Annotated in this window: 7 protein-coding genes and 3 pseudogenes; all 10 read right to left on the bottom strand. The window is 27.1% G+C overall.

What is annotated here, in order from left to right; genetic code table 11:
• Positions 1 to 196: 196 nt before the first annotated feature.
• Positions 197 to 532 carry a hypothetical protein gene (locus BQ2505_RS01825; RefSeq protein ID WP_074016104.1) on the bottom strand — a complete coding sequence of 112 codons (336 nt, stop codon included), beginning with the start codon at positions 530 to 532 and terminating at the stop codon, positions 197 to 199.
• Positions 532 to 1,104: a TreTu family toxin gene (locus BQ2505_RS09125; protein WP_454083287.1), complete on the bottom strand. Its 573-nt coding sequence runs from the start codon at positions 1,102 to 1,104 to the stop codon at positions 532 to 534. The genes BQ2505_RS01825 and BQ2505_RS09125 overlap by 1 nt, the downstream gene beginning before the upstream one ends.
• Before the next feature lie 1,122 nt (positions 1,105 to 2,226).
• Positions 2,227 to 3,466: pseudogene (locus BQ2505_RS09085) on the bottom strand (hemagglutinin repeat-containing protein); the annotation flags it as partial.
• A gap of 298 nt (positions 3,467 to 3,764) precedes the next feature.
• Positions 3,765 to 4,409 carry a hypothetical protein gene (locus BQ2505_RS01815; RefSeq protein WP_074016103.1) on the bottom strand — a complete coding sequence of 215 codons (645 nt, stop codon included), beginning with the start codon at positions 4,407 to 4,409 and terminating at the stop codon, positions 3,765 to 3,767.
• Between the two features lie 1,589 nt (positions 4,410 to 5,998).
• A pseudogene (locus BQ2505_RS09080) lies at positions 5,999 to 8,599 on the bottom strand (hemagglutinin repeat-containing protein); the annotation flags it as partial.
• Positions 8,600 to 8,616: 17 nt separating this feature from the next.
• Positions 8,617 to 9,558 (bottom strand): hypothetical protein, encoded by a 942-nt coding sequence (locus BQ2505_RS01800; protein WP_143403526.1) that lies wholly within the window; start codon positions 9,556 to 9,558, stop codon positions 8,617 to 8,619.
• 36 nt (positions 9,559 to 9,594) lie between these two features.
• Positions 9,595 to 10,158 carry a hypothetical protein gene (locus BQ2505_RS01795; RefSeq protein ID WP_074016102.1) on the bottom strand — a complete coding sequence of 188 codons (564 nt, stop codon included), beginning with the start codon at positions 10,156 to 10,158 and terminating at the stop codon, positions 9,595 to 9,597.
• 1,551 nt (positions 10,159 to 11,709) lie between these two features.
• A pseudogene (locus BQ2505_RS08895) lies at positions 11,710 to 13,575 on the bottom strand (hemagglutinin repeat-containing protein); the annotation flags it as partial.
• A 7-nt stretch (positions 13,576 to 13,582) separates the two neighbouring features.
• Positions 13,583 to 14,725, bottom strand: coding sequence for a hypothetical protein (locus BQ2505_RS01785; protein WP_074016101.1), 1,143 nt, complete (start codon positions 14,723 to 14,725; stop codon positions 13,583 to 13,585).
• On the bottom strand, positions 14,722 to 17,199 hold a 2,478-nt coding region (locus tag BQ2505_RS08655; RefSeq protein WP_083232310.1), incomplete at its 5' end, for a hemagglutinin repeat-containing protein. The genes BQ2505_RS08655 and BQ2505_RS01785, both read right to left, overlap by 4 nt.

The raw sequence follows: 17,199 nt of genomic DNA, 5'->3' as shown, positions 1-17,199 counted from the left end.
GTCCCATAAGTTCCTACATAATTTTTATTCATATTCTATTTCTCCTTTTCCTTATTTTTTAGTAATATTCCTACTTACTATCGTATGTTTTTATGAAAGTACTTGCATTATCTACAACTCTTCTTTCTCCATTTGTTTATACAATGTTTCTCTTTTAGTTACCTATTATTATTTTTTCTAAATCATTATATTCAATCTAATAAGTAATAAAATAATCAAGAGCTTTATTTATATTTTCAATTATATCTTGAATTGTAGTTTCTTCATTATCAAACCATGTATAAAGTATTTCAGGGATTTTATCATTTCCTCCTATCATATCAAAATAAATAAATTTATATGGAGCATATTCTTCTTTACCAACTATTATTTCAGCAAAATAATTTTCTTTTTCAAAAACAATAAAATAATTTAACAATGTATCAGTTATAATGTCCACTGTTATATTATTTAATATAAAGAGTTCATTCTTTTTTTTGAGAATAGATTGAATTTCTTTTTTTATTTCAATAACTTTTTTTTCCTCTACCATCATTTTCTCCCTTTTATTTCAATATTATAGGCATCAGGAATTTCGTCAATTGTAGAAAGTCCTTTTTGTTTATAGAACCTATTTCTTATAGAATTAGGACCTGAAATTATTCCCCAATTTTCATTTCCACCAGGTGATATTACTTTTGTTTTAACATCAAATTCAACATAAACAGATCCTTTCTTTGCTCCTTTAAATGCATTAATATCAGCAGGATTTGCCACATGAGTTATATCTGCTTGTGACATTTGAACTTTTCCTGTTGCTAACATTTTTTTATATTCTTCTTCACTCATCCATCTTCCAACTCTAGTAGTATCTGATGGTAAATCATTTTGTACATGAGTATAAGTTGAATTATTCTTATAGAAAGCTCCTTCGCTTGCAAGTTTATATCCTGCTATATTTCCCACTATATTTCCTACAACATATCCTTTATTTTCAAGTTTAGATCTTTCTCCATTATAATATGCTGCTATATCTTCTGAAATTCTTGGGTCATTTTCTAGTGTACTTGCATTTCTAGGTATACCATCATTTTCAACTAATCCTAATATATTATAGTATCCCATTCTATCTTTATAGTAATCACTGAAGTATTTTTTTAGGTCCAATGCTTGTGAATATGTAATTGTTATTCTATTTTCCTTAGGAATATAGATATCTTTTTCATTTTCTTTAGGAACTTCTACTCTAGTATCTCCTCTAAAAAGTGTAGATATACCTATTAATGAAACTGTTGTTCCTCCCACTACTTCAGCTGCATAGTATCCTGTAGCTCCTTCTGCTAAACCTATTCCTGTACCTTTTGAAACATTATAAAGAAAAGTATTATCTGTATCACTTTGCCTTTTTAAATGATTAAAATAAGCTTCAAAAGCTTTTCTTGCATTAGGATTTTTAGTCTTACTCAATACCATATAAACTTTAGGAAGAAGTTCTTTCGCCTTTCTCTCTTTATTCAAAGCTTCTTCTAATTCTTTATCAATAGCTTTTAAATCATTTTTAAAATTTGCTTGTATTTTATCAGATTCAGCATAATGTTTTTTACGATTTTCTGAAGAAAGAAACCAAAATCCAAAATCATGATATCCACTTATTAAAGAATATTTAACATAAGTTCTTGCTTTTTTCAAATCTGCTTCTAAGTAATCTGTATATTTATCAGAAGTAACTTCACTATCCTTATCCATTTTTGCTACATCAAAATTTGAAGCACTTATTGGGTTTTTATCACCTTTCTTTAATCTATCCTTTATCTCATCATAGGCTATCTCTCCTGCTACTGTTGAACGTAGTTGTCCTTTATCATTTTCCTTTCCTTTTCCTAGCTTTAAGTCTTCTTTTATCTTGTATTCTCTTGCTATGGAAGCTCTTACTTCTTCATCTTTTGCATTTTGGTTTATAAATATCTTTTTAGTTACTTTATCATAAAAAGCTACTATTTCTTTTCCTTCTGCTTTTAACTCATCTATTCTTTCTTTTACTTTTTCTGATAATGTTGGGGCATTTGGATCAAATTTTTCTATTTCTACTCCAAGTCTAGCTTGTATATTTTTATCTGTTAAATCTTTTTCTGCGATAATATCCATTGCAGGTGCTGTTTGAACTCTAACTATTGCTTCTTTTATTTCTATTAGACTTCTTCTTTCAGCATCTCCTATATCTTGACTCTTATTACCATTTATCATATTATCTATTGTTTTTACTACTGTTCTTCCTGTTGCTTTTCCTTCTATTAAAGCAATTTGAAGATCTTCTTTAAACTTTTTAGGATTTTTAATATAGTTAATTGTTTGTGATTCTATATTTATATCTGTTTTAAAATCTCTATCTTTTGTTATTTCTGTCATAGAGCCTAAATCTTTATTGATTTCATCTCCAGAAGATTTTCCTATTTCTACATTACCTATTACTGTATTCTTTGTTATTCCTTCTTGTTTTCTATCAGAATAATTTACTCCTAGACTTGTTATTCNAGAAAGTTGATACTCCTACTGAACCACCTACTGTTTTTAATTTATCTACATTTTCTAAGTTATGTCCTACATATTCATCTATTGATAGTTTTCCATTTCCACTTGTTCCTATCGCAGAAGCTGTATTTTCTACCTTTCCTACTTTTAAATTACTTCCATCTCCTATTATGAAAGTACTTGCATTATCTACAACTCTTCTTTCTCCATTTGTTTGTGAATAATTTGCACTTCCTGATGGCATTCCATTTGGTGCTATACTTAAACTTCCTCCTATTGTTCTTCCTTTTGTTATAGATGTATTTTGTTTACTTTCAATAGTTAGATTTTGTATATTTCCAGTAACTGTTCCACCTTCTTGGTTAAATCCAGAAAGAGTCATATTCTTTGTATTGTTATGTACTTCATCTACATTTACAAATCTTCCATTTTGGTAAGTAGTTCCATTGCTATTCATTTTAGATTGAGAAGCTGAAATACTTACTGCATTTGCTTCTACTTGGAAACCATTATTGTAGTTAATAGTTGCACCAGCTGATATTCCACTACTTTTACCAGTAGATGAATATGAATTATTTAATTCAACAGCTTTTTTAGTAATATTTTCTACATTATTATAGATAAAATTAGTATCTTGAGCTTGTGTTCCAACATATTCAACATTCTTTACATTGTTGTAAGTTATACTTGAATTTTCATCTTTTCCTCTAATTGTTGTAACAACTCCAAATTCATTATGTGATTTAGAATTTGAACTTGACTTATTAAATCCTAAGTTTACTCCTGCATTTGCATAGAAGTTATTATTAACTTTAAAATCACCATCTTTAATGTCTTTTAAAGTTGCTTTACTTCCATCTTTTTTAGTAATATTACTACTTAAACCTTGAACTAAACCTGTTACTGTATTAGTTGTTGAAGCTATTCCTCCAAGTATATCTCCTGACTTCAATGGTTTTAATTCAAATTTTTCATAATTCTCTATTTTCTAATATAATAATTCAATAAATAATTTATATCTATTTACAGTTTTAATTACTTCCTTCTTGTTTCTTATCATCTTGATATAGTGATAATCAGTTATTGAAGTAATATATACTTTATCCTTAGGGAAAAAATTGTATCTGTTTAAATGTCCAAATACATCTCTATAACTTATTTTTAAAAATATTTCAAGATATTTTTTGTCTATTAAGATTAAATTTTTAAATTTAAAATTATATTTACTAATTTTTTAATTCTCTTTTTAATATTTTTTAATTTATTTTTATACTAATACTATATTTTGTATTTAAATAAATATCACCATTTTTTTTATTTTTTAAAAGTGCTTCCCATACTTGTCCATTATTCAAATAGAAATTTATAGTTTCTAAATCAAGGTATTTAATATTTATAATATTTTTTTTCTTTATATTTATAATATTACTCATAGTATTTTTTATATCTTTATTTAATTCCTCATTATCAATAAAGTAAATTTCTTTTATTAAGTAAAATATATAATCTTTAATATTTAAATAATATCCTTTATAGTTACTTCCTAATATCCAATTATTTATAATATCAACTACATTGATTTCTTCAATATTATCTAATTCTTCAATATTAAATAATATTATACCTAAAAGATATCTATTCATTTCCAATATCTCATATTTATAATCATAAAGATACATACAATTACTATCAGGTACAGAATAAAAACCATCACAAAATTTTTTTAGAATAATACTAGATGATTTTTCTCTTATTCCATAATTTAAATTTAGTCTAAAGTTTTTATCATCAGTTGAAAGAAGTGTTATATATTCTCCACTATAAATAACTTTTTCTTCTTTTTTTATTTCTAAAAAGTCATAATAATATTCTTCACTCCAAGCTACAATTTTTATTTTCATTAATTCTCCTCTAACTATTTAATTTTATTATAATCCAAAAGTTTATTCTTAATGTTAAATCTATTCCAATCTTTTTTAAGTATAAAATCTTTATGAATAACATAATTTCCATCCCTTACTGTAATATGGTAAACCCCTTCTTTTCCATTTATATAGCCTTTTATCATATATTCAATCCTTCCATCATTTCTCTTTATCATACTTCCATTTGTCATTGTATACTTATCAAATTGTATGGGTGTTTTATGATAAGATTCAGTAGCTTTTACTTCTACACTTTTAGAATATTCTAAAGAAACAAATTTATTTTTAAATTTTTGAAAAGTTTTACTATCTTTTATTGCCTCTACTGTTGAATAAGCTGCTATTGTTGTTAAAAAATCTACTTTACCTCTTATAACATCGTTTAATTCTTTTTGTCTTTTCCTTATATCTTTTACTGAACCATATTGTATTTCTCCTGATCCAAAAAGGTTCATTTCAGTCGCCATTCTTCCTGGTACTGTTATTAAATTTCCACTAGTAACCAATAAAGCCTTTACATCAAGAGTACTTTCCATTTCTCCATATTCTTTTGATATTTTTTGCCACTTATCATAGTTAGGAATTGAATTGATTACAGAATCATACCCTTCTTTTAATGCTTTACTAGTACTATCCTTTAAGTTTTTTCCAAAACTATTGGGTTTCAATTCTTTTTCTATAGTAACTTTTCTTGATATTCCATCTACTGCTAAGTAATAATTGTATAAAGGATCTTCTTTACTCTTTTGAATTGCTATTTTTTGTTTTTCATCTATTTCTTTTTTTATAGCTTTTTCTTCAGAAAAATTTTTATGTATTGTTGATTCATATTTAACTAAGTCTTTTTCTAAAGCATATTCTATTCCCTTTTCTTCTATTACTTTTAGACTACTATTTGTTAATTTTTTTGAACCATCACGAAGTGTAAAATTTAAAGCTTCTTTGTGTGCTGAATCATCAAAAATATGATCCCCAACATTTTCACCAAAGTCAACATTAGAATAATCTTTTCCATCACTCTTTAATCCTATAGCTTTATCATTCTTACTATATTGATTTTTAAAATAATCATTTGTTGGTCTTCCTAAACTTTCTAAGCCTTTTTCACTTCCATCTGGAACTACTTTTTGTCTTCCTTCTTTCTTTCCTATTACATGGCTTTGCTCTTCAGCTATTGTTCCTATTACTCCTGCTTTTGTACTATTAGCTGGTGATTTAGTATTTACTAGAATATATCCTATTCCTGTTTTCTTATCTACATAAGCTGTTCCATTCTTTATATAAGTATTTCCTTTTTTATCTACTCCAATTAATTGTGGAGATTTACTTGGGTCTGTATAGATTACCTTTACCTTGTAATCTAAATCTTCTGATACTCCTTCAAAGGCTTTTGCTATATCTTCCTGATTTTCTGCTTCTTGTAATCTTGAATCTATCACATTATATATTGTTTTAGCCTGTCTTACTTCTCCAAGTTGTTCTAATATATTTCTGTCTTCTTTTCCTTGTAAATTTACTGTACTATCTACTGCATGGTAAATATCATGTATTTCATTTTTGGCTTTTTGTAAATCTTCTTTAAATTGACCTGGATTTAAAGCATACTTAATAGTTTGAGATTCTATATTTATATCTGTTTTAAAATCTCTATCTTCTGTTATCTCTGTCATTGTATCTAAATCTTTATTGATTTCATCTCCAGAAGATTTTCCTATTTCTACATTACCTATTACTGTATTCTTTGTTATCCCTTCTTGTTTTCTATCAGAATAATTTACTCCTAGACTTGTTATTCCAGAAGCTGATACTCCTACTGAACCACCTACTGTTTTTAATTTATCTACATTTTCTAAGTCATGTCCTACATATTCATCTATTGATAGTTTTCCATTTCCACTTGTTCCTATCGCAGAAGCTGTATTTTCTACCTTACCTGCTTTTAAATTACTTCCATCTCCTATTATGAAAGTACTTGCATTATCTACAACTCTTCTTTCTCCATTTGTTTGTGAATAATTTGCACTTCCTGATGGCATTCCATTTGGTGCTATACTTAGACTTCCTCCTATTGTTCTTCCTTTTGTTATAGATGTATTTTGTTTACTTTCAATAGTTAGATTTTCTATATTTCCAGTAACTGTTCCACCTTCTTGGTTAAATCCAGAAAGAGTCATATTCTTTGTATTATTATGTACTTCATCTACATTTACAAATCTACCATTTTGGTAAGTAGTTCCATTGGTATTCATTTTTGATTTAGAAGCTGAAATACTTACTCCATTTCCTTCAGTTTGTATTCCATCTCCATAACCTATAGTTACTCCTGTTGATATTCCACTACTTTTACCAGTAGATGAATATGAATTCTTTAATTCAACAGCTTTTTTAGTAATATTTTCTACATTGTTATAGATAAATTTAGTATCTTGTGCTTGTGTTCCAACATATTCAACATTCTTTACAGCATTGTAAGTTATGCTTGAATTTTCATCTTTTCCTTTTATTGTTGTTACAACTGCACTTTCATTATACGAATTTGTTTTAGAACTTGATTTAGTATAACCAAAATTCACTCCTACATTTGCATAGAAGTTATTAGTTGCTTGTGCAGCTTTTAGATTTCTTTACCAACAGTATTAGTTTGATTATTTTTATCATTATCATCATCATCGTCATCATCATTAGAATTATTTTTATTAACAGCACTTGTAGGAAGTTTTGTTCCTTGATTAGAAGCAAGTCCACTAACTATTCCTGTGACAGTATTAGTTGTTGAAGCTATTCCTCCAAGTATATCTCCTGACTTCATTTGTTTAAATGAATCTATTCCTTGTTTCGCTCTATCTAATGCTTCTAATTTTATTCTTACAGATAAGTTTACTCCACTACTCTTTGATGATGTTTCTACATCTCTTGTATCTTTTCTTGCTCCAAACTTTACATCACCATTATTTACAGTAACTTTTCCATGAATGAAATTAGTTGCTGTTATTTCTGTACCTNTTATTAAGAGTTACATTATCTCCTAATACTAGATTAGATTTAGCATTTGTTAAATCTTTTTCTTTTAACTTACTTTCTGATTTTCCATATCCAACAGAAAATCCTCCACTTCCTATACTTCCACTAAATCCTTTTTTATTTTCTTCTAGCGAGTATGAACTGTGAAGTTCTCTTGAATCAGTAGTTACTTTTCCAGCTACAAAGCTATTATCGCCTAGTACTAAATTACTTCCTACAAGATTTACATCACCTTTAATTAGTCCTTTACCTTCTACATAAAGGCTTCCTGCTGAATTTTCTTCATTATGGATAGTTTCTTTCTTTGAACCTGATTTTAAAAGACTTTTATATGATGATTTCTTTATTTCATCTTCTTTATCTACTTTTGATTCAATATTTAATTTATCTACATTTAAGTTAGCTGTCTTTGTTGTTACTGCTGAACCTGATATATTTAAATCACTAGCAGTTATATTTAAGTTTTCTGCTTTAACTACTGAACCTATATTTCTTTCAAATCCATAATAGTTATATTGACTATCATCTTTTCCAAACTTTTGTTCTCCACTTACTTCTTGTGATTTTATATTGATATCATTAGTAACATTTATATTGGCATTTTTAGCTTCAGTTATAGCTCCTGTACTTATGTAATTATTAGTAAGTATATTAAGATTTCCGTTAGATACTATTTCTCCAACTGAATCTATTTTAGTAAATTTACTTCTATCAAATTCACCATTATTAAATTCTACTTTTTCTACTGTACTCTTATTTACTATATCTCCATCTATAGCTACTAAATTTAAGCTTTCATTTCCAGATATTTTAGCACCTATATTATTGATATTATTTTGAGCAATTATTGTAGTATTATTACCTCTTATTTCAGCAAGTTGGTTTCCTAATGTTCTATTATTAACTTCTTTTGCTTCTACATAAGTGTTTCCATATCCACCTATTAAGCCTGCATTTTCTAAATTACCAGTTCTTACATAAGTATTTTCTATTCCTGTTATTCTACTTCTACTATCTGTATTTAGATTTTTTAGTGTATTTTGAGATAAATATATTTTTGGAACTAATACTTGTATTCCATCTAAATTTTGATACTCATACCATACTATATCTTTATCTAGTTTTGCTATTTGTTCTTTTGTTAATAGACTTTTTTAATAATTTAAAAAAATTCATATGTTCCACTTTTATAAACTTTTTTAAGATTTAATTTGTCTCTAATTTCTTTAAATAACTTTTCCTCTTCTTCTTTCCTAATTTTTGCTTGCATATCTGTTAGCCAGTATCCTATCTCATTTTTAATATTTTCTGGAATCGCTATTCTTAGTTCTTCTGCACTTTTTATTATTAACATTATATACTTTAAATTAAAAAGTAAACTATCAATTTCTCTATCTATAAGAAGAGGAAATTTTTCAAATATTAATAAAAGACTTTCTTTTGGAATACTACTTTCTTTATAAGACTTTTTTAACATCTTTTCAAACTTAGACTGCTCCACATCATGAATTTTTTCTAATAAACTTTGTATTATAACTCTTTCTTTTATTCCTTCAATTTTTTTTATTTCTTCACTAACCTTTATAACCCTCGGTTCTACTTTATATACTTCCCTTAATTTTCTTCTTTCTATTTCTTTTATTTTCCATTCTTCCTTAGCTTCTTTTTCATAACATACCCAATCTTCTAATTCAAATTCAATATATATTTCTCCTAAATTTTGAAAATACACTTCTATATTTGAGTAAGGAAAATCACATTTACATAAAAATCTTTCTATTTTCTTACTTTCTGAAAAATCTTTATATATCTCTTCCATTATTATTGTATCTTTCAATTTTTCATGATTACTAACAGTAACACTATATGCTGTAATATCTGTTACAGTTATTATCATAGATTTTATAGTATATCCTTTATCGTTCCTTATTTTTTCTTTAAATTTTTCAGGTAATTGATACCAAATACACTCTGACATATTTAAATCTACATTATAAGCTCCCCATACCATTGTTTTATCCATTATTATTGGTACTGTACAGAAAGCTTCTGAAAAATTTAATTCATTTCTATATAAAGGTTGTAATTTTATTCTTATTTCCATACATAGCTCCTTTATTATGATTTTCTATATCTAAAATCATAAATTTAAATTTAACTGTTCATTATATATCTGTTCTAGTTTCCCTATGCTTTTTTCTCTTTCTTTTCTACGATTAACCTCTTTCATCAAATTAAGATATCCTAATATTCTTTCTTCCTCACTATAAGCTATTAGCTCATCTAAATCGAATTCTACATAAATTTCTCCTAAATATTGAAAATAGATAGACATAGATGAGTATGGAAAATCACAACTAGGTAGAAAACTTTCAATTTTTCTATTCCTATCAAAATTTTCATAAATTTCTTCCATTATTATTTCATCTTTTAATTTATCATGAAATTTAATATTAAAACTATATGCAGTAATATTAGTTATTGTAACTAACATATTTTTTATAACCTTTTTACGATAATTATTATACATTTTCCTTTTATACTCTTCTGGTAACTGATACCATATATTATCTGTTATTTCAAAATTCATATTATAAACTCCAAATATTATGGTTTTATTTTTAATAATTGGTAATGTACATTCAAACTCCATTCCATCTAATTCCCATTCATCCAGAGATTGTATTCTCAACTTAGTTCTCATAGCTGGTCTCCTTTATTCTTTTATCAATATCACTTCTTTATCAGTTGGTTTCCCTATTGGTTCTCCATTTTTTTGAAAACCTTGTCTCCTTTCTAACTTTGGAATATCCCCTTTTTTAATCACTTTGAATCCTGCAGGAGGTTCATAGCTATCTTTAAGCATATCCTTAAAATACTTATTCCTTTCTGTTCCTGTTATTCTTATCTCGCCTCCAGGCTTTACAACTCTTAGTATTTCAGGATTAAGTGGATTAAAACCATATGGATTTTCAATAATAACTTTTGATTGAGATCCTGTAGGAACATTTACCAGATTAGTTGCATCTCCAAAATGAACACCACCTACTTTAGGATTTATATCTATATTATATGCTCCACTTATAGCTTTGGTTCCAGCTCCAACAACCATTACTCCTCCTTGTTCTGGTTTGCTAAGATAGTTAGGTAGTGCAAGTACAGGGTTATATGGTACCCTATTATTTTGTACTTGAGCTACTTTATTTGCTACTTGACTTACTGCTCCATCTGTTAACAACGGTACAGTTGCTAGTTCCTTATTTGTTGCTAATGGTGCTACTAAAGTTCCGTTAGTTGTTACTGGTACAGGTAAGAATTTTGATTTATCATATAATACTGGAGATGTATTTCCTGACTTATATGTAACTGTAGGTGTTACACTAGTATTACTAGCTTTTAATGTATTTAATGCCTCTGGTAAATTATCTATTGCATAGGTAGCTGTTATGACTCCAGAAGTTGACCCTATTAAACTACCATAAAGTTTCCCCTCACTTTCAGATATTTTTTCATCTAATGTTTTAGTTCCATAATAGAAATTCTTAATATCCTTAAAAATTACTTTATCAATTTTTTCTCTTTGATTTTTTGGTGGAAGCATTCCATCTTTATAATTTCCTGCTAGTCTATATTCATTTCCTTTTGCTTTAATATATTCTGGAAAATGTTTTTCAAGATACCCATAAGTAGCAGGTGTTATTATTTTTCGAGGATCACTTTTTGTTTTAATCTCATTTGGTAGTAATTCTCCTCCACCAGCTGGTGTTGACCATAAGAAAAATAGTCCCATTGTTCCAAATGTTTTAGAACCTGTTTCTACAACTTTTTTAGCCACCTCATATTTTACAGTAGTTTTTATACCTTCTTCAAAAGAATTTCTATATTCTTCTTCAAAAGCATCCCTATATACCTTTTTCGTTCCTTCTTTGTATTCTTTTGTTGTATCAATATTTCTTCTTAAAAAATTATCTCTAGCTTTTAATGCTTCTTTTTCTGGAATATAACTAGTTGAATTTATAAGTTCCCATTGTGGAGCTAATTGAGTCTTAGCATATTCTTCATATTCTCTTATAGTTCCTATTCCTTTTTGAATTATTGCTATTTCTTTATCTCTTTCTAATCTTGCTTGTTTTTCTAATTCTTTTATCTCAGCTATTTCTTCTGAAGTAAGGCTAGTTCTATTGGAATATTCAGCTGAAATACTTGCAAGTTTATTTCTGTATCTAGCTTCTGCTACTGCTATATCATTTTTAGCTTTTCTTTCAGCTCTATATCCATCTGCTGTGACCTCACTATCCTTATCCATCTTTGCTACATCAAAACTTGACGCACTTATTGGATTTTTATCACCTTTCTTTAATCTATCCTTTATCTCGTCATAGGCTATCTCTCCTGCTACTGTTGAACGTAGTTGTCCTTTATCATTTTCCTTTCCTCTTCCTAGCTTTAAGTCTTCTTTTATCTTGTATTCTCTTGCTATGGAAGCTCTTACTTCTTCATCTTTTGCATTTTGGTTTATAAATATCTTTTTAGTTACTTTATCATAAAAAGCTACTATTTCTTTTCCTTCTGCTTTTAACTCATCTATTCTTTCTTTTACTTTTTCTGATAATGTTGGGGCATTTGGATCAAATTTTTCTATTTCTACTCCAAGTCTAGCTTGTATATTTTTATCTGTTAAATCTTTTTCTGCGATAATATCCATTGCAGGTGCTGTTTGAACTCTAACTATTGCTTCCTTTATTTCTATTAGACTTCTTCTTTCAGCATCTCCTATATCTTGACTCTTATTACCATTTATCATATTATCTATTGTTTTTACTACTGTTCTTCCTGTTGCTTTTCCTTCTATTAAAGCAATTTGAAGATCTTCTTTAAACTTTTTAGGATTTTTAATATAGTTAATTGTTTGTGATTCTATATTTATATCTGTTTTAAAATCTCTATCTTTTGTTATTTCTGTCATAGAGCCTAAATCTTTATTGATTTCATCTCCAGAAGATTTTCCTATTTCTACATTACCTATTACTGTATTCTTTGTTATCCCTTCTTGTTTTCTATCAGAATAATTTACTCCTAGACTTGTTATTCCAGAAGTTGATACTCCTACTGAACCACCTACTGTTTTTAATTTATCTACATTTTCTAAGTCATGTCCTACATATTCATCTATTGATAGTTTTCCATTTCCACTTGTTCCTATCGCAGAAGCTGTATTTTCTACCTTACCTGCTTTTAAATTACTTCCATCTCCTATTATGAAAGTACTTGCATTATCTACAACTCTTCTTTCTCCATTTGTTTGTGAATAATTTGCACTTCCTGATGGCATTCCATTTGGTGCTATACTTAAACTTCCTCCTATTGTTCTTCCTTTTGTTATAGATGTATTTTGTTTACTTTCAATAGTTAGATTTTGTATATTTCCAGTAACTGTTCCACCTTCTTGGTTAAATCCAGAAAGAGTCATATTCTTTGTATTGTTATGTACTTCATCTACATTTACAAATCTTCCATTTTGGTAAGTAGTTCCATTGCTATTCATTTTAGATTGAGAAGCTGAAATACTTACTGCATTTGCTTCTACTTGGAAACCATTATTGTAGTTAATAGTTGCACCAGCTGATATTCCACTACTTTTACCAGTAGATGAATATGAATTATTTAATTCAACAGCTTTTTTAGTAATATTTTCTACATTATTATAGATAAAATTAGTATCTTGAGCTTGTGTTCCAACATATTCAACATTCTTTACATTGTTGTAAGTTATACTTGAATTTTCATCTTTTCCTCTAATTGTTGTAACAACTCCAAATTCATTATGTGATTTAGAATTTGAACTTGACTTATTAAATCCTAAGTTTACTCCTGCATTTGCATAGAAGTTATTATTAACTTTAAAATCACCATCTTTAATGTCTTTTAAAGTTGCTTTACTTCCATCTTTTTTAGTAATATTACTACTTAAACCTTGAACTAAACCTGTTACTGTATTAGTTGTTGAAGCTATTCCTCCAAGTATATCTCCTGACTTCATTTGCTTAAATGAATCTATTCCTTGTTTCGCTCTATCTAATGCTTCTGATTTTATTCTTACTGATAGATTTATTCCACTATTCTATAATTCAAAATATAATATATAACCACAAAAAAACTATGGCAAGATAAATAAATTGTGTAACTAAATATAAAGAATTTATTAATACTATGACTTTTAAATTTTCTTTTTTTCTTAATGATAAGATAGGAAAATAAAGAATTGAAAAAAGATAAGTTAAATAATAAAAAATGCTATTTATTTCAAAACTTTTAATAAAAATTCCAGAAACTAATATTAAAATTAAAATGAGATACCCTACCACAATTAATTTTTTAAATTTCTCTTTTTTTAATTTTAAATAATAATAAAATAGAAAATTTTTTATAACAATATAATAAAATACAAATTTATTCATTTCTATTATTTTATTTAACTCAGAAAATATGCATAAAAAACAATAAATAAATAGTGTAAAAAAATCTAATCCATATAAGATCCATATTCTTTTTTCTTTAACTTTTATATAATTTTTTAAATTTTTAATATTCTTTTTAAAAAGAAAAACTATACATAGAATTAAATTAATTCCTAAATATACAATTATTATATTTTTTATAAAAATTAATTTATTAATTTCAGAAGCTGTTGCAGAATTTCCTTTTTCAAATTCATCTGAATCATAACTAGTAGGGATGTTAAGTATTTCACTAAATAAATCTTGATAAAATTTAGTTAAACGAGATCTTTCTCCATTTCTTTTCATATACTTTTCAGGATTTTCTAATTTTAAAGATGAAATATTTAACATTTCTTTTATTTCATCTTCTGAAAGTCCATATATTTCCTTTTTATCATCAATAATAAAATAACCTGTACTTCTATTATATTCTATTTCTTTTTGCTCTCTATTATATTCAGGATTAAAGCTTTTTGAATCATCTTCTAGCCATTTAAAACCAGAATTTTTTTCATAAGCCTCCTTATAACTATAAGCGTTCCCTACCCATATATTATCTATTTTTTTTAATCCTTCTACATATATAATATATTTTAGATTAGTTGATTCTAAATAAAAAAGGGCTACATCATCATTAAATATAGGATAATCTCTCTCTATTTTAGTGTTTTCACTTAATTGTAACAGAGTATTTTCATACCTTACTATTTTAGTTAAAAAGAAGATAGTTAAAGCTAACATTATAATATGAAATATAAAAAACTTTCTCATTTTTCTAACCCCATTACATCAAATAAAGGAATAATTCTAGAAGGTCCAAGCATTTGATATGGTTTTCCCCATTCAATATTTATATCTGCGGGATCCTGAAATTTATCTGTTAAATTATATCTTAAATAAGGAACTCCTCTATCAATGATAATTCTACTTGTTATCGTTGTCTTCCCTAAAGCAAATTTTAAATCATTGTCTGTAAAAATATCTGTATCTCCAGCAAGCTTTACAACTGTATTTATTTTAGCTATTGCTTCAGTTTTTATAATATTTTTATTTTTTAAATAATATTCTTGAGATTTTTTTCGTACTTCTTCAACTCCTTCTTTAAATTTTTTACTATTTTCAATTTTTCCCCAATTCTCTGGATCAAATTTATCTAAACGTAAATTGTCCTTTTCATCAAAAAATTGTTTTCTTATATCCTCGTTTTCTAGAACATAAATACCTTCATATTTGTTTTTTATAATATTTTGTCCTCCTACTTGACCTAACTTTATTAATTCTTCATGTACCATTTTGGAAGAAATGTTGTTCTTTTCTTTTTCTAAAATATTTTTTATTTTTTTTTCTCTAATTTGAAATTCCATTGGTAAATAATCTTTTGCTGATATTAATGTGTCTTCTGTCCCAACTATTTTGTCTAAAAATATTCCTTTTAACTCAGCAAATCCTCCACTATCCCCAACATGTTCTCCAAAATCAACATTAGAATAATCTTTTCCATCACTCTTTAATTCTATGGCTTTATCATTCTTACTATATTGTTTCTTAAAGTAATCATTTGTTGGCTTTCCTAAACTTTCTAATCCTTTTTCACTTCCATCTGGAACTACTTTTTGTCTTCCTTCTTTCTTTCCTATTACATGGCTTTGCTCTTCAGCTATTGTTCCTATTACTCCTGCTTTTGTACTATTAGCTGGTGATTTAGTATTTACTAGAATATATCCTATTCCTGTTTTCTTATCTACATAAGCTGTTCCATTCTTTATATAAGTATTTCCTTTTTTATCTACTCCAATTAATTGTGGAGATTTACTTGGGTCTGTATAGATTACCTTTACCTTGTAATCTAAATCTTCTGATACTCCTTCAAAGGCTTTTGCTATATCTTCCTGATTTTCTGCTTCTTGTAATCTTGAATCTATCACATTATATATTGTTTTAGCCTGTCTTACTTCTCCAAGTTGTTCTAATATATTTCTGTCTTCTTTTCCTTGTAAATTTACTGTACTATCTACTGCATGGTAAATATCATGTATTTCATTTTTGGCTTTTTGTAAATCTTCTTTAAATTGACCTGGATTTAAAGCATACTTAATAGTTTGAGATTCTATATTTATATCTGTTTTAAAATCTCTATCTTCTGTTATCTCTGTCATTGTATCTAAATCTTTATTGATTTCATCTCCAGAAGATTTTCCTATTTCTACATTACCTATTACTGTATTCTTTGTTATCCCTTCTTGTTTTCTATCAGAATAATTTACTCCTAGACTTGTTATTCCAGAAGCTGATACTCCTACTGAACCACCTACTGTTTTTAATTTATCTACATTTTCTAAGTCATGTCCTACATATTCATCTATTGATAGTTTTCCATTTCCACTTGTTCCTATCGCAGAAGCTGTATTTTCTACCTTACCTGCTTTTAAATTACTTCCATCTCCTATTATGAAAGTACTTGCATTATCTACAACTCTTCTTTCTCCATTTGTTTGTGAATAATTTGCACTTCCTGATGGCATTCCATTTGGTGCTATACTTAGACTTCCTCCTATTGTTCTTCCTTTTGTTATAGATGTATTTTGTTTACTTTCAATAGTTAGATTTTCTATATTTCCAGTAACTGTTCCACCTTCTTGGTTAAATCCAGAAAGAGTCATATTCTTTGTATTATTATGTACTTCATCTACATTTACAAATCTACCATTTTGGTAAGTAGTTCCATTGGTATTCATTTTTGATTTAGAAGCTGAAATACTTACTCCATTTCCTTCAGTTTGTATTCCATCTCCATAACCTATAGTTACTCCTGTTGATATTCCACTACTTTTACCAGTAGATGAATATGAATTATTTAATTCAACAGCTTTTTTAGTAATATTTTCTACATTATTATAGATAAATTTAGTATCTTGTGCTTGTGTTCCAACATATTCAACATTCTTTACAGCATTGTAAGTTATACTTGAATTTTCATCTTTTCCCCTTATTGTTGTTACAACTGCACTTTCATTATGCGAATTTGTTTTAGAACTTGATTTAGTATAACCAAAATTCACTCCTACATTTGCATAGAAGTTATTAGTTGCTTGTGCAGCTTTTAGATTATCTTTACCAACAGTATTAGTTTGATTATTTTTATCATTATCATCATCATCGTCATCATCATTAGAATTATTTTTATTAACAGCACTTGTAGGAAGTTTTGTTCCTTGATTAGAAGCAAGTCCACTAACTATTCCTGT

It is taken from the genome of Fusobacterium massiliense (assembly GCF_900095705.1).
In the GTDB taxonomy this organism is placed as follows: domain Bacteria; phylum Fusobacteriota; class Fusobacteriia; order Fusobacteriales; family Fusobacteriaceae; genus Fusobacterium; species Fusobacterium massiliense.
Note: the sequence above shows the minus strand (reverse complement) of the source record. Positions and strands in the feature narration are given on the sequence as shown.